11 protein-coding genes and 1 other annotated feature are annotated in these 21,326 nt (G+C 45.2%); of the genes, 1 reads left to right on the top strand and 10 read right to left on the bottom strand.

Features of this window, described 5'->3' with window-relative positions; genetic code table 11:
- Positions 1-57 precede the first annotated feature (57 nt).
- The 9 genes from K1J09_RS09175 to trpX all read right to left on the bottom strand — a co-directional run bounded on the left by K1J09_RS09175 (position 58) and on the right by trpX (position 9,271).
- Positions 58-885, bottom strand: a complete 828-nt coding sequence (locus K1J09_RS09175) for an alpha/beta fold hydrolase (RefSeq protein WP_223323839.1) — start codon at positions 883-885, stop codon at positions 58-60.
- Positions 886-1,035: 150 nt separating this feature from the next.
- A complete protein-coding gene (locus K1J09_RS09170) occupies positions 1,036-1,428 on the bottom strand; it encodes a YbgA family protein (protein WP_223323840.1) in 393 nt (130 codons plus the stop codon).
- Positions 1,429-1,612: 184 nt separating this feature from the next.
- On the bottom strand, positions 1,613-4,018 hold the full coding sequence (gene pheT / locus K1J09_RS09165) for a phenylalanine--tRNA ligase subunit beta (protein ID WP_223323841.1): 2,406 nt from the start codon (positions 4,016-4,018) through the stop codon (positions 1,613-1,615).
- Positions 4,019-4,264: 246 nt separating this feature from the next.
- Positions 4,265-4,774, bottom strand: a complete 510-nt coding sequence (locus tag K1J09_RS09160; RefSeq protein WP_125332079.1) for a GNAT family N-acetyltransferase — start codon at positions 4,772-4,774, stop codon at positions 4,265-4,267.
- A 45-nt stretch (positions 4,775-4,819) separates the two neighbouring features.
- Entirely contained in the window at positions 4,820-5,869 is a 1,050-nt protein-coding gene (gene pheS, locus K1J09_RS09155) for a phenylalanine--tRNA ligase subunit alpha (protein WP_125332081.1), read from the bottom strand.
- Between the two features lie 282 nt (positions 5,870-6,151).
- Complete coding sequence (locus K1J09_RS09150; protein ID WP_164549581.1) at positions 6,152-6,886, bottom strand: ABC transporter permease; 735 nt, start codon at positions 6,884-6,886, stop codon at positions 6,152-6,154.
- Complete coding sequence (locus K1J09_RS09145) at positions 6,883-7,632, bottom strand: ABC transporter ATP-binding protein (protein WP_164549582.1); 750 nt, start codon at positions 7,630-7,632, stop codon at positions 6,883-6,885. Before K1J09_RS09145 ends, K1J09_RS09150 begins: the two co-directional genes overlap by 4 nt.
- Before the next feature lie 220 nt (positions 7,633-7,852).
- Positions 7,853-8,083, bottom strand: a complete 231-nt coding sequence (locus tag K1J09_RS09140) for an AbrB/MazE/SpoVT family DNA-binding domain-containing protein (RefSeq protein WP_004187353.1) — start codon at positions 8,081-8,083, stop codon at positions 7,853-7,855.
- A gap of 180 nt (positions 8,084-8,263) precedes the next feature.
- Positions 8,264-9,271: a tryptophan ABC transporter substrate-binding protein gene (gene trpX, locus K1J09_RS09135; protein WP_223320383.1), complete on the bottom strand. Its 1,008-nt coding sequence runs from the start codon at positions 9,269-9,271 to the stop codon at positions 8,264-8,266.
- Between the two features lie 125 nt (positions 9,272-9,396).
- Positions 9,397-9,630: a binding site (T-box leader), on the bottom strand.
- 172 nt (positions 9,631-9,802) lie between these two features.
- On the opposite strand from trpX, the gene fbpA reads away from it, so the two are divergent.
- On the top strand, positions 9,803-11,452 hold the full coding sequence (gene fbpA, locus K1J09_RS09130) for an Rqc2 family fibronectin-binding protein FbpA (RefSeq protein ID WP_223323842.1): 1,650 nt from the start codon (positions 9,803-9,805) through the stop codon (positions 11,450-11,452).
- Between the two features lie 184 nt (positions 11,453-11,636).
- On the opposite strand, the gene K1J09_RS09125 is transcribed toward fbpA, so the two are convergent.
- On the bottom strand, positions 11,637-21,209 hold the full coding sequence (locus tag K1J09_RS09125; protein WP_223323843.1) for a CshA/CshB family fibrillar adhesin-related protein: 9,573 nt from the start codon (positions 21,207-21,209) through the stop codon (positions 11,637-11,639).
- Between the last annotated feature and the right edge of the window lie 117 nt (positions 21,210-21,326).

Here is a 21,326-nt window from a genome sequence, read left to right as displayed (position 1 = left end):
TTCTTTGATGAACTCCAGTTTCATCTGCATCTGTTCAACATATTAAATCTTGTAGTATCAGGAAAGTTCAATTCGCTTGAGCCAATTTTCAACCAAGGCCGTAAAGAGAGCCTCTTGATCTATCTGTGCATTGTGGCCAGCAAGATCCATTACAGCATGAGTTGCCCTTGGATAACAGCGAGACAGTTGGGCTAACTGCTGGAAGCCCACGACTTGGTCCTGCTTTCCTGCTATAAAAAGACTGGGCTTATCGTAACCCTTTCCCTGTATTTCTTGATCCACTTCAAACGAAAAAGCATAGTTTTCTTGCAACTTTTGGACAAAGGGAGCATTCATCATCTGAAGCCCTGCTAAGATTTCTTTTTCAAACCGTTGATAAGTTTCTTTAGTCTGTAAAATCGCTAAATCGACGAAATCTTTGCTTTTGCCTGCTATATCAAAACCTACCTCTCTAACTACCAGAGTATCTTTGGGCAAAATTCTTTCTTGCGGATTGGGTGCAACTACTGGACAAATAAGCAGCAAACCATCAATCTCCAACCTTTTCTTAGCCAAAATTCCTCTAGCAAGATAGCCACCATAAGACTCTCCAGCTAAGAGAAAGGTGTGTCCGCTGATTACAGTCTCTATAAAGTTTAAGATCATCTCTAAAATCGCATCCGCACTTGCAAAAGCAGGATTGGCATCAGACCTACCCATGCCAGGCAAATCTAAATAAATCCTTTTATAGTCAGCATGTTTCTCAAAAATAGGTTCCAAACATCCTTCCATCAATTCAGATGAACAGCCCAAACCATGAATTGCCAAGACTGGCTTTCCTTGACCAATCACTTTATAATATAATTTATTTCCCTGATAAGTAAAAAACATTTTTTCTCCAATCATACCTTAAAGACACGTTTTGCTCGAGGTGGAGCCTTTATCGAAACCAGTCAAAATAATATTGTTAATAAGCCTAACAAATTATTCTTACGATCTACACCCCTCAAAGCTACTAGACGAGCAAACTTATTCTTTCCCCTTGATTTCAGAGCTTCATGCCTCATCCCCAAATAACAAGGTCGACTGCTGCAGATAAGGATTAGGGTACTTTACTAGCAGATCCCTTACAGCTCTTACCAAGTCTTTTTGCTCAGCCTGACCGGATTGGTAACGAAGCAAAAGATGCATAAAATCTTCTTTTTCTGAAGTGCTGACTTTTTTCTTAAAATAGCCCCAAACATGCTGAAAGGCATTGCAGACCTGACCGCGGTTTTCTGGCAGGGCTACCGCCTGGTCAATCAAGTCTTGGACATGTGCTGCTTCCACCGAGTCACTTTTTAGATATTGGCGGATTTCCAGATAGATCTTACTGGAATGACTGAGAACCAGATATTTATTTCTAGCCCAAAGAGTCTGACATTGGGAGATTTGGTTTGAATTTTCCATGATTACTTTTCCTACTGATTTTCAATTTCGAATACTTCTCGTGTCGTCTACATCATTACTCGTATCCCAGTAATAAGCTTACCAAGACAGAAAGCTAAGCGAACCTGTAAATCAACTATGATTGGAAAAAGATTTCGAAAAGTATTAATCAAAATCCCCAATCACATGACTGGGGAATCGTTCATTAACGTACCTCTGCACCAAGTTTTTCGGTCAGAGATTTTTCGATTTTTTCCATATATTTAGCCACTTCTTCGTCGGTCAGGCTAGCTTCTGGATTTTGGAAAGTCAGGCTGTAGGCCATAGATTTGAGGCCAACACCCAGCTTGTCACCAGAGAAGATATCAAAGAGCTTAATATCTGTCAAGCGCTTCACACCAGCTGCTAGGATTGCATCAAGGACCTCTTGGTGAGTGATTTCAGCCTTGAGCAAAAGGGCCACATCACGGCTGACAGCTGGGAATTTAGTGATTTCTGTAAATGGCTGGGCTGGCTGGAGCTGCTCTTCAATAGCAGACAGATTGAGCTCAGCCACATAAGTTTCAGGAATATCGTAAGCCTTGGCTGTCGCAGGATGGACTTGACCGACAAAGCCGACAGGCTGGCCATTGATAGAGATTAAAGCAGTCCGACCAGGATGCAAACTCTTAATCTGGTTGCTAGCCGCGTATTCAGCTGTCAAGCCCAACTTAGCAAAGAGTGCTTCCACTACACCCTTAGCATAGAAGAAATCAACTGCTACTGGCTTAGTTTGGAAGTCTTTTTCATTAACCAGACCTGTCAAAGCAAAGGCAAAGCTATTGATTTCATTTGGCAGGTCTTCCTTAGGATTGCCAGTCTGCTCAAAGACTTTTCCAATCTCATAGAGGGCTAGATTCTTATTTTTACGAGCTACATTGTAGGCTAGGGAGTCCAAAATGCCGGAAACCATGTTCTGACGAAGAACAGAACGCTCCACTGTCATCGGCCACATGAGCTCAGTCAAATTGCTAGGATTGAGAGTGAACTCAACCGCCTTTTCTGGCGTCGTCAAAGCGTAGGTGATGATTTCTGTCAGTCCAGCTCCCTCTGCTAAGGTCCGTACTTGACGGCGCAGTTGCTGCGTTGCAGTCAATTCACCAGCAGTCCCGTCATCTTTTGGCAGGCTAGCTGGCAATTTGTCATAGCCGTAAATGCGGGCAATTTCTTCATAAAGATCCGCTTCGATTGAAATATCCCAGCGACGGCGAGGTACGCTGACAGTGAACTGTTCAGCATTTCCTGACAAGCCAAAGCCAAGTCTGCGGAAGACATCCACAATATCTGTATAAAGTAAATCTGTTCCCAAAACTCGGTTGACATCCGCGAGACTGGACACCACTTCTACATCACTAGTGTCTAAGCTACCAGCAGATACGATACCAGCCTGAACAGTTGCACCTGCCAAGTCCGCAATCATACTTGCTGCCGCATCCAAAGCTTCATTGACAGTTGCTACATTGATGCCTTTTTCAAAGCGGGAAGATGATTCCGAACGCAGATTAAGGCGACCGCTGGTCTTGCGGATTGATTTTCCATCAAAAACAGCCGCCTCCAGAACAACACGAGTGGACTTACCGGAAATTTCAGTCGCTGCACCGCCCATGACACCAGCCAGAGCAACTGGCTTATCCGCCACAGTAATGACTAGGTCGCTGACTTCCAGCTCGCGCTCTTCGCCGTCCAGTGTCACCAGTTTTTCACCAGCACGCGCTTCCAGGACGACAATCTGGTCACCCTCAAAAGTATCCAGATCAAAAGCATGCATGGGCTGACCAAAGTAGAGCAGGATGTAGTTAGTCACGTCCACTACATTGTTAATCGGACGGATTCCTTCGTTCATGAGAAGATTTTGCAGCCACTGAGGACTTGGCGCAATGGTGACATTTTCCAAGATACGAGCTGCGTAATAAGGGGCTTTCTCTGTCTCAAGGGCTACTGAAAGACTGTCAGCTGCCTGCTTTTCATTCTCCACCAGTGGGAAGTCTTTGAAACGTACAGACTTGTCATAAATCGCAGCCACCTCATGAGCCACCCCACGCATAGACAAAGCATCTGCCCGGTTTGGCGTGATGGAAAGCTCGATAATCTCATCGTCCAAGTCCAGATAAGAGAAGACTTCCTCACCCGGCACTGCTTCTTCAGGCAGGATTTGAATGCCATCCGCAAATTCCTTTGGCACGACAGAATCAGAAATACCTAGCTCACCCAGAGAGCAGATCATACCCAGTGACTCCAATCCACGGATTTTTCCTTTTTTAATCTTATAATTGTCCGCAATGCGAGCACCCGGCAGAGCCACCATGACCTTGATGCCTGCACGAATATTTGGAGCACCGCAGACAATCTGACGGTTCTCCTCTTCTCCGACATTGACTTGACAAACATGCAGGTGGGTATCAGGAACATCCTCACACGATACCACCTCACCAACGACAATTTTTGACAGGCCAGCAGCTGGTGAAGTCACACCTTCCACTTCAATTCCTGTCGTTGACATTTTCTCAGCCAGCTCAGCGCTCGCCACATCAATGTCTACTAACTCTTTTAACCACTTATAACTTACTAGCATATTTAAGATACCAAGGGCGTCAAAAACGACTGAAAAACAGGAGATTAACTAAGCATTCGACGAATGATCGCAAATCTATCTTTTTTCGAGTTTTTAGCCCGGGTTCAATTCCTTTCTCTATTCTATCGCTGAGGGACTAGACCGACCAAATTTTAGGGATTTGTCTGAAATCCTGATTTCAGAAACAAATCATCTAAATTTAAAGCTTTTAGGTCGTATTCATTTCCTCTCTTTAAAGTTTCTTGTTTATTTCAATTTCTTGCGCAGCAGCCAGTCGGTGTCTACTGTCTCACCAGTGATATAGTCGTGCTGGCTGAATTTTTCAAAGCCGTATTTGAAGTAAAAATCTTGAGCTCTAAAATTCTTCTCCCAGACGCCCAGCCAGACCCAGTCAAAACCTCGTTTTTTGGCTTCTTCCAAGGCAAATTCAAACATTTCCTTGCCTAATCCCTGACCATGATAGGCTTTCAAAACGTAAATTCGCTGAACCTCAAAGGCCTGTGGCAGTTCTTGCTCTGTTTGAGCCTGTCCCCAGTTTACCTTGAGAAAACCAGCAATTTCACCGCCTTTGACAACAAAATAAGTCTCTGACTCAGGGTCTGCCAGTTCCTTTTCGATAGTTGCAAGCGACAGCTCATTGTCAAAATAATGAGCCATATCAGCTTCCTTGATAAATGGACCAAAGGTTTCTTGATAGGTCGCGACTTCCAACTCTCGCAGGAGGTTCGCTTCTTCTTTTTTGACTCTGACTAGCATACTGCACTCCTTTCTCAGAAAAGCTGCATCTATGAATATAGGTTTCTACTTAAACTGCTGAGAAAAACGAATATCTCCTTGGTAGAATCCACGAATGTCGTTGATACCGTAGCGGAGCATAGCTACCCGCTCTTGGCCAAGACCAAAGGCAAATCCAGAGTATTTCTCTGCATCAATGCCGCTCATTTCCAACACGCGCGGATGCACCATACCAGCTCCCATAATCTCAATCCAGCCGGTCTTCTTGCAGACATTACAGCCGGCACCACCACACTTAAAGCAGGAAACATCCACTTCAACAGACGGCTCTGTGAACGGGAAGTAAGACGGACGCAGACGGATACTGCGATCTTTGCCGAACATCTTCTGGACAATCAGCTGCAGCGTTCCTTGCAGGTTTGCCATGGAAATATTTTCTCCAACCACCAAACCTTCAATCTGATGGAATTGGTGTGAGTGAGTCGCATCATCAGTATCCCGACGGAAGACACGCCCCGGTGAGATCATCTTAAGTGGCCCTTTAGAAAAGTCATGAGCATCCATAGCTCGGGCCTGTACTGGACTGGTGTGGGTTCTGAGCAGGATCTCCTCTGTAATATAGAAAGTGTCCTGCATATCCCGTGCTGGGTGGTCCTTAGGCAGATTCATCCGCTCAAAGTTGTAATAGTCCTTTTCCACTTCAAAGCCGTCCACGACCTGATAGCCCATCCCGATGAAGATATCTTCAATTTCTTCACTAGTTTGGCTAAGAATATGACGGTTCCCAACCGGAATTTGACGGCCTGGCAGGGTCACATCCAAGGATTCCTCAGCCAGTTTCAGAGCTACTAATTGCTCTTCCATCTCTTGAGCAGTCTTTTCAAAGGCTGCTGTCAGAATATCACGCGCTTCATTGACATGCTTCCCGATAATCGGCCGCATTTCAGCTGAAATATCCTTCATCCCTTTCAGGACTTCAGTCAGCGAACCCTTCTTACCCAAGACTGCTACACGCAAGTCCTGCAGTTCCTTTTGATTCTCAGCCTTGAGCTGCTTGAGAGAAGCTAGAGTCTCTTCACGTAGGCTTTTCAGTTGTTCTTCAATCGTTTTCGTCATTTTCCCTCCAAAATAAAAAGCGCGCCAATCTCCATAAGCGGAGCGTTGACACGCGGTACCATCCGTTTTTTATCTGGCAAGCCAGACCTTACTTATCAATCCTAGAGCAAGTGAATTCGCCTAGCTTTCATCTAGAGAGCTTTCAGTCGCTGGCTCCCCTCCCTGTTAAACTTCCCCTAGGTTACTGGTCTTGCGGATTGCTATTTAGTTATATTTCATTCTAACAGATTTCTAAACATTTCGCAAGCTAATCCAGCTGATTTCCACGCTCGAATGGAAGCCCTAGCCTTTCATCCTCTTTTTGAAAATCCAGACAGAAGGGATAAAGAATAGGAAAGCATAGAGAAGAACCCAAAAAAGATGAGGCAAAAGTGAATTCAAATCTTGAGCCAATGCCAACTGAACAACCTTTGCTGCATGGGCAAATGGCAAGGCATTGCAAAATGCTTCAAAACCACCTCCTATCATCTCAATCGGAAGCACTGCTCCACTGAGAAAAACCGTAGCATTGACAAGAATAGTTCCAAAACCACTGACTGCATTACTGCTAGAGAAAGCTGACCCTAAAAGCAAGCCCAAAGAAATAAAGAGCAGAGCTACTGGGATCAAAACCAAGAGGACGTAAAAAGTTCCCAGATTTAAGGATAAGCCAAAAATCATTGCAGTCGCAAAACTGGCTATGCCCTGTAAAAGAGCCAGAGGCAGAACTGGAATCGAATACCCTAAGATATAATCCACGCTTCTAAGCGGTGTAGATAGGAGACGCATGAGAAAAGAGTTATTGCGGTCCGTGGCCATTAAACTGCCGACAAAAATAGTCAGCCAGGAAGCACCAAATACCATCATACTAGGAGCAAAATTTTCAATGGAAAAGATAGCTGGCATCCCTTTGAGGCTCTGTTTCATAAGGGACAGGGCGATAATCAGAAAGACAGGAAAACCAATTCCCATCAAACTGCTGACATAATCACGCATGATTTCTTTGAAATTGCGCTTTGCAAAAATGAAGGCTCTCATGCTAATTCCCCTCCTTCCGTATAGGACAAAAAGGCCTCTTCAAAATCCTTCTTGCCGGAAGCTTGGATAATTTCCTCTGCTGTTCCCAAGATCTGCACCACTCCCTTATCCATAATGCAAAGTCGGTCGGCCAAAGCCTCGGCTTCTTCTAGATAATGGGTAGTCAGAATAACTGTGACTTTTCCCTTTAGTTGCTCAATATTCTTCCAAAGTTCTCTTCTAGCTCGCACATCCAGACCCAAGGTCGGCTCATCTAGGAAAAGAATCTTGGGCTGACTGATTAAGGCCATGGCAATACTGAGCTTGCGCTGCCAGCCACCTGACAAGGACTTGGCTCGATCATCCTGCCTATCCGTCAGGTCAAATGTCTCCATCAGATGCTCTGTCTTTTGCGCCGCTTCTTCCTTAGAAAATCCATATAGACGAGCAATCATCTCCAGATTTTCCTTGACTGTCAGCTTGGGAGCAACAGCTGTTTCCTGAGGTGAAACATTAATCATTTCCTTGACAGCATCTTCCTCCTTGCGGATACTATGGCCTAGCATCAGGGCATCTCCTATCGTCGGCTCAACTAGACAGGACAGCATCTTAATCGTTGTTGTCTTCCCCGCACCATTAGAGCCCAGCATGGCAAAGAATTCACCTTCTTCAATTTTTAGATTCAAACCATCAACAACCGTTTTTGAGCCGTATTGCTTGGTCAAATCCTGCATCTCAACTGCATACATAAGGACATCTCCTTTCATCAGATATGAGGAACTAAAAAACGAAATGTTATTTAAAGATATGACTTTGACATCTAAAGCTAGTCACAACTTACTCATTTAAATAAAAACTAAGCTATTTTAATTCAATCTCGAAAGAGTTTGGTATAAGTTGTATAACTTCTTATACTTATTATACACCCATTCATTAGTAGTAGCAAATAAAAGCAAAAGAAAAAATCTGCTTGAGCAGATTCCGATTTTATAAATCACTTTTTGAACTTTTGTCTCCATTGAAGGTCTGATTAAATAGATCTTCATAGAGCTCGTAACGCTGGATGGCAATGCCTTGCTGGGCATCTGCAAAGAGGACCAGAGCATCCCCAGGTTGAATTTCAAACATATCTCTCACTTCTTTGGGAATGACAATCTGCCCCTTGGGGCCAACCTTGACCGATCCCATATAGCGGTTTTTTTGAATATCTTCTTCCATTCTTTCTTGACTAACTCCCTTTCCGCTTCTATCTTTTCGTAAAATCTACTGGAGCAAACTGCACTTCATTTGCTCTTCTCATTCACTTGAGCCAATTCTATTATACAACTGTGAGAAAGGTTTTACAAGAAGAGACTATCGAGAAAAAGAAGCCTGTCAAACAACAGACTCCCTTTCTTTCTATTTAATCACTTGTCCTGCTTCTTTCAGAACATCTTCTGGTACAGTAATGCCAAGTTCTTTGGCATTTTTGGTATTGATAACAGATTTACCTGTATCAAAAATATCTACTGCAGTATCAGCAGGTTTAGCACCTTTAAGGACTTTAGCTGCCATTTTACCAGTCGCAACACCTAGGTCATACTGGTCTACAACGACAGAGGCAAGACCACCTTCTTCTACCATGGCTGTTGCACTTGGATAAATCGGTTTCTTAGCTTCTTTATTGCTGGACACAACTGTCGCAAAAGCTGATGCAATGGTATTGTCAATTGGAATCCAGATAGCGTCAACCTTGCCAGTCATGACATTCATGGTTGAAGCAATTTCATTGGTCGAAGGAACAGAGTATTCCTCTACCTTGTAGCCTGCTTCTTCAGCCAATTTTTTGAACTCTTCCACTTGAGTTTTAGAGTTGTCTTCACTGCTAGAGTAGAGAGCACCGATAGTCTTGACATCTGGAGTTAATTTTTTAATCAGCTCTAGCTGTTGCTTGGCTGGATTGCGGTCAGAGACACCCGTGATATTGCCACCTGGCTTGTCCAGATTTTTCACTAGATTTGCTCCAACTGGATCTGTGATAGCTCCCATGACAATAGGCTTGTCCTTAGTAGCTGCAGCCAGTCCTTGTGCAGACGGAGTCGCAATCCCGATCAGCACATCGTTGTCATTGGAGACCAACTGCTTGCTCATAGTAGAGACCTTACTCTGATCACCCTCAGCATTCATAAAGTCAATCTTAATCTTGTCGCCCTTATAGCCTTCCTCAGCCAGACCATCCTGGATTCCCTTGTAAATCAAATCCAGCGAAGGGTGGCTGACATACTGCAGCACGCCTACCTTGACTGTCTGACTGTCGCCACTAGTCTTAGTGGTGTTGCCTTTGCTGTTCAAGCTGGAATAGACAATCCCACCGATTGCCAAAATGGCCAGAAGGCCTAAGATAGTTATTAATCGTTTATTTTTCATGTTCTTTCTCCATTTCTATGTTTTATAATTTCCTATTTAATCCCTAGGGACGCCATCGTTTAAACATAGGCAATTCTCCTTGTTTTTTATAATAAGCAACAAAAAATCCTCACACAGGTATTCTGTGTGAGGGCGAAAATCGCGGTGCCACCTCAATTATGGAAAATAGCTAATATTCCCCATGTCTCTATCTTGTCATCAAACAAGCTGCACTGTAAGGTGTGCCTACCGAATTCTTATTGTTTCAAATTCATTTTATCCATTAGCCCAATTTCATAAAGATTTGCTGCTCATTTCCACCAACCACAAGCTCGCTAAAAACAAATACATTTACTACTTTTCTAATTTCCTATATTTTAAGTTTTTCCTGAAAAGATGTCAAGGCCTTTTTGAAAATTTTTATAAAATGTTCGGATTTGGTTTATAGAGGCAGTCATAGGCAAAAACTAAATTGCTTTTTGGCGAGACTTTAGAAGCTTTTAGCTTGATTTTTTGTTATAATTTTCTGTAGCAACTTTCAAGGAGAAAAGCATGTCTTTCGACGGATTTTTTTTACACCACATGACAGAGGAGCTGCGCCGCGAATTGCTGGGCGGCCGCATTCAGAAAATTAATCAGCCCTTTGAACAGGAGCTAGTTTTACAGATTCGCAGCAACCGTAAAAGCCACAAGCTGCTCCTATCAGCCCACCCGGTCTTTGGGCGCGTCCAGCTGACAGATACCACGTTTGAAAATCCAGCTGTTCCCAATACCTTTATCATGGTGATGCGCAAATACCTGCAAGGCGCTGTTATTGAAGCAATCCAGCAAGTGGAGAATGACCGGATTTTGGAAATCAGTGTTTCCAATAAGAACGAAATCGGCGATAGCGTGGCTGTGACTCTGGTCATCGAAATCATGGGCAAGCACAGCAATATCATTCTCTTGGATAAGGCTAGCGGTAAGATTATTGAAGCCATCAAACATGTTGGATTTTCTCAGAATAGCTATCGAACGATCCTGCCTGGCTCAACCTATGTCGCACCGCCTCAGACAGGCAGTCTCAATCCTTTCGCTGTGGGTGATGAAAAGCTCTTTGAAATCTTACATACTGAAGACTTAGAGCCCAAACGCCTGCAGCAGATTTTTCAGGGATTGGGCCGGGATACGGCTACTGAGCTCAGTGGCTGTCTGACAGCTGACAAGCTCAAAACTTTCCGTGCATTTTTTGCCAGTCCAACTCAGCCAAGCCTGACCGAAAAATCCTTCTCTGCTCTGCTATTTTCCGACAGCAAGACCCAAATGTCCACGCTATCCGAGCTTTTGGACACTTTCTATAAGGACAAGGCTGAGCGAGATCGAGTCAACCAGCAGGCTAGCGAACTGATTCGTCGAGTAGAAAATGAGTTGGAAAAGAACCGAAAAAAGCTGGTCAAGCAAGAGGAAGAACTTCTAGCAACGGAGAATGCAGAGGAATTCCGTCAAAAAGGGGAGCTCTTAACTACCTTTCTCCATCAGGTACCTAACGATCAGGACCAGGTTGAGTTGGATAATTACTATACAGGTGAGAAGATTATTATCTCGCTTGACAAGGCCCTAACCCCCAACCAAAATGCCCAGCGCTATTTCAAACGTTACCAGAAGCTCAAGGAAGCCGTCAAACATCTGACCAGCTTGATTGAGGAGACTCGGGCTACGATTCTCTACCTAGAGAGCGTGGAAACTGCCCTTGCTCAGGCCAGCCTGACTGAAATTGCAGAAATTCGGGAGGAACTAATCCAGACTGGCTTTATCCGCCGACGCCAAAGAGAGAAAATCCAGAAAAGACAGAAACCGGAGAAATATTTGGCAACAGATGGCCAAACTATTATCCTAGTTGGACGCAATAATCTACAAAATGACGAGCTGACGTTTAAAATGGCCAAGAAGGACGAGCTTTGGTTTCACGCCAAGGATATTCCAGGTAGTCATGTGGTGATTACTGGCAACCTCCAACCTAGCGATGAAGTCAAGACAGACGCTGCCGAGTTAGCAGCCTATTTTTCCAAAGCCAGACTCTCCAATCTGGTCCAAGTAGATATGATTGAGACTAGAAAGCTCAACAAACCAACCGGTGGAAAGCCAGGATTTGTCACCTATACGGGCCAGAAAACCTTGCGCGTCACACCAGATGAAGAGAAAATTAAAAGCATGAAGATATAAAGTTACCTCTTTAACTATCAAACAGACTTAGGAGCAGGACAGTCATTAGCTAGCTGAAGCATTCTATTATCTCCATCAACTCCAATAATTTTTGATAACAAAACAGGTAGAACATAAGTTCTACCTGTTTTTGCGCTTTTCCGAAATTCTTCTAGTTCATTAATAGAATTTCTTCAAGCCTATGTTAGTCTTCAGACTTTTTCTTTCTCTTCTCTAAGCCAATCAATCCCAAACCAGATACTCCCGCAAGTAAGCTTGCCGCCAAGTAGGAGGTTTCTTCTGTACCAGTCTTAGGAAGGGATTTTGCACCCTCACTCTTGGAAAGAGACGGTGGTGCAGGCGTAATCGTCCGCTCTGACTGAACAGGAGCTTCTGTTACAGTCGGAATGTAAACCGCTGAAATCGTCTGACCATTGCGGTCTTTGCGAATCACTGTCACGCCGTCAGCTTGACCGACAAAGTCGGTTTCCGGTACAAAGGTCACAGTGCCATCTGGCGCAATCGTATAAGTACCTTGGCCTGGAACAACCTTTTCGGTACTGCCATCCTCGAAAGTTGGCGGAACGGTTGGATCTACATCGCCTTCAAAGATAGGCATACCAGTTTGAGGCTGGCCTTTAAGACCCGTGCTGCCGGTATCTTCTGTGGCAGTATTTCCCAAAACAGTTGGGGTATAGGTAGCCGTCACAGCATTGCCATAAATATCTGAACGCTTCACGACAACTCCGCTAGCAGTTCCGACAAAGTCGGCTTCCGGCACAAAGGTCACTGCCCCTAGCATATTGAACCTGTAAGTTCCCTCACCTGGGACAACCATTTCGATGCTGCCATCCGCAAAGGTCGGTGCTACTGCCTGGTCAATGGCCCCTTCAAAGGTTGGCGTGCCCGTTTGAGCTTGGCCCTTGCGACCGCTAGATACACTGTCCTTGCTAGTTGATGGTTCAACTACGGTCGGAATATAGCGAGCCGTCACTGAGGTGCCATTCTTATCGCGACGGACAAGAGTAACACCGCTTCCCTGACCAAGGAAATCAGCATCAGGAGTGAAAGTGACTGTACCGTCTGGTGCGATGGTGTATGTTCCCTGACCCGGAATAGTCTTTTCCTTGCTTCCGTCTTCGAAGGTTGGCTCTACTGACTCATCAATTGGAACCAATGGATCACCTGCTTCGAAGATAGGTTTGCCAGTTTGAACATGGCCTTTGATATTCGTAGAGGTCGCATCTTTACCAGTTGGGACTACTGCTTTCACTATTGCTTGATATTTGACAATAACAGGAGTTCCGTTAGCGTCTAAACGAATTAATCCCAGTTCTGATGTTTCACCCTTGAATTGTTTTATCGGGGTGAAGGTCACCTTGTTATCCGCATCCACTTCGAACTTACCAACATTTGGCACTTCTTTAATATTCTTTCCGTTACCAAAGAGTGGAGTAGATCCAGCAGGGAATGGAACTAATTTATGTCCTGGCGTGAAAGTCACCTGACCTTTTTGAACCTGACCTTGCAGACCTTCTGTCTTAGTGCCAGTACCTGTCGGAATTACCTTGGTGAACTCTGGGCTATATGTCGCAGTTACTGGTGTGCCATTTTTATCTACTCGTTTCACAGTGATTGGATCTGGTTTGCCTACAAACTGCTTGTCTGGTGTGAAAGTCACTGCGCCATCCGGAGTGATGGTGTACGTTCCCTGACCTGGAATAGTCTTCTCCTGGCTGCCATCTGCAAAGGTTGGCTCAACAGTATCATCAATCGGAACTAGTGGGTCCGCAGCTTTGAAGGTCGGAGTGCCAGTTTGCGGAAGACCTTGTGGGCCAGTGCTCGTCACGGTGGTACCTGTTGGAGTTACCTCTTTCACTACTGCTTGGTACTTAACTGTAACAGGGGTACCATTGACATCAGTGCGAGTCAATTCAAGTTCTGGCGCTTCACCCTTGAATTGTTTATCTGGAGTGAAAGTAACCTTACCGTCTGCGTCCACTTCGAACTTACCAACATTTGGTACTTCTTTGACAGAAGAGCCATTGTCAAATAACGGAGTCGAACCAGCTGGGAATGGAACTGAATCATGACCAGGCGTGAAGGTCACTTTGCCTTCTTGGACTTGGCCTTGAAGACCTTCTGTCTTGGCGCCAGTACCAGTTGGAGTTACCTTGGTGAATTCTGGTATATAAGTTGCTGTCACTGGCGTACCATTCTTGTCCACACGTTTCACAGTGATTGGGTCAGGTTTGCCAACGAATTGCTTCTCTGGAGTAAAGGTCACTGATCCATCTGGAGTAATGGTGTAAGTTCCCTGACCTGGAATAGTCTTTTCCTTGCTGCCATCGTCGAAGCTTGGCTCAATTGTTTCATCAATCGGAACTAGTGGGTCACCACCTGTGAAGGTTGGAGTACCCGTTTGTGGTCGGCCTTGTGGACCAGTGCTAGTTGCGGTAGTTCCTATTGGGGTCACTTTCTCAACAGTAGGCGTGTACTTAGCCGTCACTGGGGTACCATTCTTATCTACTCGCTTAACAACAACTGGGTCTGGTGTTCCAACAAATTGCTTGTCCGGTGTGAAAGTGACAGATCCATCTGGTGTTACTTCGAAGATTCCGACATTTGGAACTTCCTTGCGTTTGCTTCCATCATCGAAAGTCGCTGGAGTATCATTATCCAGTGGTACATTCGGGTCGCCACCAACAAAGTTTGGTTTACCAGTTTGTGGACGGCCTTGTGGGCCAGTGCTGGTTGAGGTGGTACCTATTGGAGTTACCTCTTTCACTACCGCTTGGTACTTGACGGTTACTGATGTTCCATTGGCATCCACACGAGTCAATTCGAGTTCAGGTGTTTCACCCTTGAATTGTTTGTCTGGAGTGAAAGTTACCTTACCATCTGCGTCCACTTCAAACTTACCGACATTTGGTACTTCTTTAACTGCGGTACCATTATCGAATAATGGAGTTGAACCAGCTGGGAATGGAACAGAGTCATGGCCAGGTGTGAAGGTGACTTGTCCTTCTTGAATTTGACCTTGCAAGCCTTCTGTCTTAGTACCGGTTCCTGTCGGAGTTACAGCAGTCACAGTCGCTTGATAGTTAGCCTTAGCTACTGTACCATTGGCATCGGCACGGCTGAGTTCGATTTCTGGTGTCTTACCGATAAACGTTTTAACTGGAGTAAAGGTAACATTACCCTCCATATCAACCTCGAACTTACCAACATTTGGCACTTCTTTAACTGCGGTACCATTATCGAATAATGGAGTTGAACCTGCCGGGAATGGAACTGAATCATGGCCTGGCGTGAAGGTGACTTGGCCTTCTTGAACTTGGCCTTGCAAGCCTTCTGTCTTAGTGCCAGTACCAGTTGGAGTTGCCTTGGCAAACTCTGGACTGTAAGTCGCAGTCACTGGTGTGCCGTTTTTATCGACACGTTTTACAGTGATTGAATCTGGTTTACCCACAAACTGCTTCTCTGGCGTGAAAGTCACTGCTCCATCTGGAGTAATGGTGTACGTTCCCTGGCCTGGAATCTTTTTCTCCTTACTTCCATCTGCAAAGGTTGGCTCTACTGTTTCATCAATCGGAACCAGTGGATCGCCACCTGCAAAGGTCGGTGTGCCAGTTTGCGGAAGGCCCTGAGGACCAGTGCTGGTTGCATTGGTACCAGTTGGAGTTACCTTAGTGAACTCTGGACTGTAGGTCGAAGTCACTGGTGTGCCGTTTTTGTCCACTCGCTTAACTGTGATTGGGTCCGGTTTACCTACAAACTGCTTGTCTGGCGTGAAGGTCACTACGCCATCTGGAGTGATGGTATAAGTTCCCTGGTCTGGAATCTTCTTCTCCTTACTTCCATCTGCAAAGGTTGGCTCTACTGTTTCATCGATTGGAACTAGTGGATCCGCAGCTTTGAAGGTTGGAGTTCCTGTTTGCGGGATACCTTGTGGACCGGTGCTCGTAACGGTGGTAGCTGTTGGAGTTACCTCTTTCACTACTGCTTGATACTTAACTGTAACAGGAGTGCCGTTGGCATCCACACGAATAATTCCTAATTCTGGTGTTTCACCCTTGAACTGTTTGTCTGGAGTGAAAGTTACAGTGCCATCCGCATCCACTTCGAACTTACCGATATTTGGAACTTCTTTAATATTTTTTCCGTTACCAAAAAGCGGAGTCGAACCTGCTGGGAATGGAACTAATTCATGGCCTGGCGTGAAGGTGACATGGCCTTTTTGAACCTGACCTTGCAAGCCCTCTGTCCTGTCACCAGTACCGGTCGGAGTCACAGCGGTCACAGTTGCTTGGTAGTTGGCTTTTGCTGCTGTACCATTGACATCTGTACGGCTAAGTTCAACTTCTGGTGTCTTACCAACAAACGATTTGACTGGTGTGAAGGTAACATTACCATCCGCATCAACCTCGAACTTACCGACTTTGGCAATTTCTTTGACGTTCGTGCCAGTATCAAATACCGGTGTGCTGTCGGTTGGGAAGCCGACTTGCGGACTTCCTGCTTCAAAAGTAACCTTGCCTTTTTGAACTTGGCCTTGAAGCCCCTCTGTCTGAGCACCTGTCGCTCTTGGAGTCACTTTTTCAACTGTTGGCGTATACTTGGCTGTCACAGGAGTGCCATTTTTGTCCACTCGCTTAACAACAACTGGATCTGGCGTCCCAACATATTGCTTATCTGGGGTAAAAGTAACAGAACCGTCTGGTGCCACTTCAAAGATACCGACATTTGGAACAACCTTGCGCTTGCTTCCGTCATCGAAAGTAGCCGGAGTATCATTATCCAGTGGTACTCCCGGAGTGCCGCTCACGAAGTTTGGCTTGCCTGTTTGTGGACGGCCTTGCTCACCAGTGCTGGTGATATTTGTTCCCGTTGGAACCACTTCTTTCACCACTGCTTGGTATTTGACGGTAACAGGAGTGCCATTCACATCTGCTCGAACTAATGTCAGCTCAGGAGTGGTTCCCTTAAACTGCTTGTCTGGCGTGAAAGTCACCTTGCCATTGGCATCCACTTCAAATTTACCAACGGTTGGAATCTCTTTAACAGTCAAACCATTGTCAAAGAGCGGAGTTGTTTCAGCTGGGAATGGTACAGAGGCATGACCAGGTGTGAAGCTAACATGACCTTCTTGAACCTGACCTTGCAAGCCCTCTGTCTTGTCACCAGTACCAGTTGGAGTTACCTTGGTAAACTCTGGACTGTAAGTCGCCGTCACAGGAGTGCCATTCTTATCCACGCGTTTTACAGTGATTGGATCTGGCTTGCCTACAAACTGCTTCTCTGGTGTGAAGGTCACTGTGTCATCTGGTGCAATGGTGTAAGTTCCTTGACCTGGAATAGCCTTTTCCTTGCTATCATCTTCAAAGGTTGGCTCGACTGCTTCATCAATCGGAACTAGCGGATCACCACCTTGGAAAGTTGGGGTACCCGTTTGCGGAAGACCTTGAGGGCCAGTACTAGTCACATTAGTTCCTGTTGGAGTTACTGATGTAACCGTCGCAACATAAGTGACTTTTGCGGCAATACCATTTGCATCTTTGCGAGTAATGCTAATTTCTGGTGTTTCACCCTTGAACTGTTTGTCTGGCGTGAAGGTGACATTGCCCTCCGCATCTACTTCAAACTTACCGACTTTGGCAATTTCTTTGACATTCGTACCTGTGTCAAAGACTGGCGTGCTGTTGGCTGGGAATCCTACTTTTGGATCGCCAGCTTTAAAAGTTACACGGCCCTTTTGAACTTGGCCTTGCGGACCTTCTGTCTGATCTCCAGTTCCTGTCGGAGTCACAGCGGTCACAGTCGCCCGATATTTGGCCTTGGCTACTGTACCATTAACATCTGTACGGCTGAGTTCGACTTCTGGAGTTTTGCCTACAAAGGTTTTGACTGGAGTAAAGGTGACATTACCCTCTCCGTCCACTTCGAACTTACCGACCTTGGCAATTTCTTTCACATTCGTGCCAGTGTCAAAGACTGGGGTGCTGTTCTCTGGGAAACCAACTTGCGGACTTCCTGGTTCAAAAGTAATCTTACCTTTTTGAACTTGACCTTGAGGGCCTTTTGTCTGAGCACCTGTTGCTCTTGGGGTTACTTTCTCAACAGTAGGCGTGTACTTAGCCGTCACAGGAGTGCCATTCTTATCTACTCGCTTAACTGTTACTGGATCCGGTGTACCAACATATTGCTTGTCAGGTGTGAAAGTGACAGATCCATCTGGTGCCACCTCAAAGATACCAACATTTGGAACCACCTTGCGCTTGCTTCCGTCGTCGAAAGTCGCAGGAGTGTCATTATCAAGTGGTACATCTGGGTTGCCACTGACAAAGTTTGGCTTACCTGTCTGTGGACGGCCTTGTTTACCAGTGCTGGTGATGTTTGTCCCTGTTGGAGTAACAGCAGTGACTGTTGCCTTGTAGATAGCTGTAGCTGTGCTGCCATTCCTATCTGTACGAGTAATCCTGATGTCCGGCGTAAGGCCTTTAAATTGTTTCTCTGGAGTAAAGGTTACATTTCCATCCTCATCCACTTCAAACTTACCAACAGTAGGTACTTCTTTAACAGTAGAACCGTTGTCAAAGAGCGGAGTGGAACCAGCCGGAAAAGCCACCGTTTGTTTTTGACCATTGACTTGCGCAGAACCTTCTGTGAAGCTGACTTTTCCTCGCTGAACTTGGCCTTGTATACCACTGGTTTCAGCATTCGCCGCACTTGGTGCTGCTGCTTTTACATCAGCCTGATAGGTAGCTGTTACTTCTGTTCCATTGACATCTACTCGCTTGATAGTCTCTGCTGCTGGACGTCCAGTATAAGTCGGTAGTGGAGTGAAGGTAACTAGGCCTTGATTATCCACCTGATAGGTACCAACACCAGCAACTGTTTTAGTCTGACTGCCATTATCAAAGGTTGGCAACTTCTTGCTATCAATAGGCACACGATTATGGCCCGGATTGAAGGTCAATTGCCCTGTCTGAACTGCACCTTGAATGCCCTCGCTGCTGGCACCTTGAGCAGTCGGTCTAACAGGAGTCACCTTTGGCTGATAAACAGCTTGATGCGGAATACCTTTGCCATCAGTCAGCTGAACGGAAACAGGGTCAACAGTCCCAACAAAGTTTTTGTTTGGTTTGAAAGTAATCTTACCTGTTGAAGACTCGACTTCGAAACGACCAACTTCCCGACCATTTGATAAAGCTGGAACTCTAGTATCATCTGTAGTCGTTCCATCCGCTTTCACAAATTTCACAGGATTTGCTGCAGTCGGATTTGCCGGAGTTTTTCCAGCATCACCATCATTAAAGACAGGCGTCTTTTCTTGCGTTAGTCCTTGAGCATCCGTTGTTTCATACTTAGGAACATTGAGCACAGTTGGTACATAGCGTCCATCCATGGTGTTGAGCTGGTCATTGATGACTGCTTCAGCCTGATTCTTGGCAATCCAATCCGTACTTGCGCCGTTAGTATCAAAACGACGGATGTTAATCCCCTGAGCTGTGCCGACAAAGCCTGCCTTAGGCTCATATACCACATCTACATCCGCACCGTTTGCTGTTACTTTATAACGGCCTTCAGCAGTGTTATACCAGCCTTCTGCATCAGCTGTCAGGGCATTTCCTCTCGCATCCAATACAATCGGAGCTTTAGTAGTATCAATCGCTACTCTCTTATTTTCAGTATTTTGAGCAATCCCCTGCGGAGTAAAATGAAGAGTGGCTGTCTGTCTCTGATCACGGATTCCAGTACTTTCCTTCTTCTCACCTTTTGGTGGGTAGGTCAGTTCAACTTCTAGATCTTCCACCTCACCACTAAATGCTGTTCCAGTAGGCTTTTCAATATCTCCCTTGTTCAAGGCGATACGAACACGCATTCCCAACTTGCTAAGTTCAGGATTGGTCATAGCTGGATTCTTCTTAAAGTTGACAGTATAATCTCCCGCAGTTGTTACTTCGGTAAATTCACTGGCTTCGTCTTCATCGAAGACGCCATTATTATTGAAGTCAATCCAGGCACGGACATAGGCTTTTTCATATCCGTTAGCCGAAGCATGGATGCGGAGAGAATAATCTCCGTCACGCAGACGGTTGACTGGAAAGAGACCATTGGTTTTCCCGACTAAATCATCAGACAAGAGCTGATTAATACCTTCATCGGCTAAATCATTCTGATCGTCATGCTTCCAGTTGTTTCCAGATGTGGTATCAATATCAGCCGCAACACGGCCCAAGAATGGCTGTGGATTTTGACCGCCAGTTTCTGCATTGTATCTTGAAATAGCATGGATAGCTTTTCCATAGGAATCCGGTGCATCCCCTTCATCGATTGCCATAAAACCAATCATCGCAGCCTGCTGGCCAGAAGAAGCTATATAAATACCAACCTCTGATGCACCACGTGTCATGACAAGCGGAATTGTATTGTGTCTAGAAACGTTCGGTCCAAATACTTGGCTTCCCAGTCCGCCAGTCTTTTGGTCAGGACTGACATAGGCCTGCCAATGAACTCCAGTACCGTCATTTCCAATAAATTGTCCTTCTGTAGTAGGCTTCATTGGCTTATAGGTTTCTGTAATCTCAGTAGTCACACCATTTGCGTCTGTAACTGTACGCTTCCACTCGGCCAAATGTTCCCAACCCTTACCATTGGTTGTAAAGATAGCATACTCACCAGGGTTTGCCTCTTCTCCATCAGCCATGACAACGGTTGCTTTAACTGGCTTCCCACGATATCTAGCTTCAACTTTGAACTTCACACCATAGTTGGCTTCATCTTTAGGAACCTGCAGTTGGGTTTTACGTCCTTTGGTATCAATCCCTTCTGACTTAATAGCAGACCATTGATTCTGAGCAGCACCAGTAATTTTAGGGCGATAATCATCACCATACCAATACTGATAAGCATAATTATTACTATTGTTATATTGAAGCCAAGTATTTTTTGCATTGGGATCATAACTGCTTTCGTACTCAGTTCCCTTTACTCGATCACGATAGATCTCTGTCGCATAGAAAGGTTTCAATTCCGTCACAGTCAGTTTTACCACATAGCCCGGCGAAATTTCCTTCTCATATACTGTTCCAACTTTAAAGGAGCCATCTTTATCTAGATTTCTCAGTGATTTAGTATCACCAAAATCTAGCCAGTTCACTTGCTTCATCAACTCATCAGAGCGTTTTCTTACTGATTCTTCCAGTGTTGGTTTAGAAACTGTAGGATTAGGTGTTGCATCTTGTATAGCAGAGCTAGCTTGACCAGCAGGACTGGCTGTACGGAATGAAGTTCCTGCCTCCATTGGCTGACCATTACGATCAGACCTTGGCATAGCCGCAGAACTTGGTTTTGGCGTATATTGCACTGAATAAGAGCGAGTCCGACTAGCTTCAGCTGGTCTGGCTTCATTAGAGGTCTCAGCTGTTTGATTAGCTTCTTGTGCCTTTTCAGGTGTCGCTTGCTCTGGGGCAGCAGCTGGACTTACCAGCTGATTTTGATCAGCACTTGCTTCTAAGTTAGCTGTTTCAGGAACAGCAGATATTGCTGTATTCTCAAGAGCAGGCTGACTGACTGGCTGACTCACAGCAGAGTCCGTCGGTTTTTCTGGCAATGAGATATTATCATCTACAGATCCGCTGGAAGTTTCATCTGCATTGACTGTAGCCGCAGTACCTAAAAGGAAAACGGTAGATAATAATACCGAGCAAACTCCGACATTTAATTTTCGAATCGAAAACTTGTTTAAATGGGGGTTAAATAATTCTTTTCCCATAGAATCTCCTATATTAATATTTAATAGCAATTGGTATTATACAACATTTATATTTAGTTAGCCATGGATATGACTGTAGTTGAGGGGCATAGTGTCCAAAAATAGACACATAAAAAA

Origin of the sequence: Streptococcus sanguinis, from assembly GCF_019928825.1 — a bacterium.
Taxonomy (GTDB): domain Bacteria; phylum Bacillota; class Bacilli; order Lactobacillales; family Streptococcaceae; genus Streptococcus; species Streptococcus sanguinis_L.
This window is presented reverse-complemented; position numbering and strand designations above follow the sequence as displayed.

Coding starts and splice junctions, on each gene's coding strand:
- K1J09_RS09175 (WP_223323839.1), bottom strand. CDS start 885: ATGATTGGAGAAAAAATGTTTTTTACTTATCAGGGAAATAAATTATAT.
- K1J09_RS09170 (WP_223323840.1), bottom strand. CDS start 1,428: ATGGAAAATTCAAACCAAATCTCCCAATGTCAGACTCTTTGGGCTAGA.
- pheT (WP_223323841.1), bottom strand. CDS start 4,018: ATGCTAGTAAGTTATAAGTGGTTAAAAGAGTTAGTAGACATTGATGTG.
- K1J09_RS09160 (WP_125332079.1), bottom strand. CDS start 4,774: ATGCTAGTCAGAGTCAAAAAAGAAGAAGCGAACCTCCTGCGAGAGTTG.
- pheS (WP_125332081.1), bottom strand. CDS start 5,869: ATGACGAAAACGATTGAAGAACAACTGAAAAGCCTACGTGAAGAGACT.
- K1J09_RS09150 (WP_164549581.1), bottom strand. CDS start 6,886: ATGAGAGCCTTCATTTTTGCAAAGCGCAATTTCAAAGAAATCATGCGT.
- K1J09_RS09145 (WP_164549582.1), bottom strand. CDS start 7,632: ATGAAAGGAGATGTCCTTATGTATGCAGTTGAGATGCAGGATTTGACC.
- K1J09_RS09140 (WP_004187353.1), bottom strand. CDS start 8,083: ATGGAAGAAGATATTCAAAAAAACCGCTATATGGGATCGGTCAAGGTT.
- trpX (WP_223320383.1), bottom strand. CDS start 9,271: ATGAAAAATAAACGATTAATAACTATCTTAGGCCTTCTGGCCATTTTG.
- fbpA (WP_223323842.1), top strand. CDS start 9,803: ATGTCTTTCGACGGATTTTTTTTACACCACATGACAGAGGAGCTGCGC.
- K1J09_RS09125 (WP_223323843.1), bottom strand. CDS start 21,209: ATGGGAAAAGAATTATTTAACCCCCATTTAAACAAGTTTTCGATTCGA.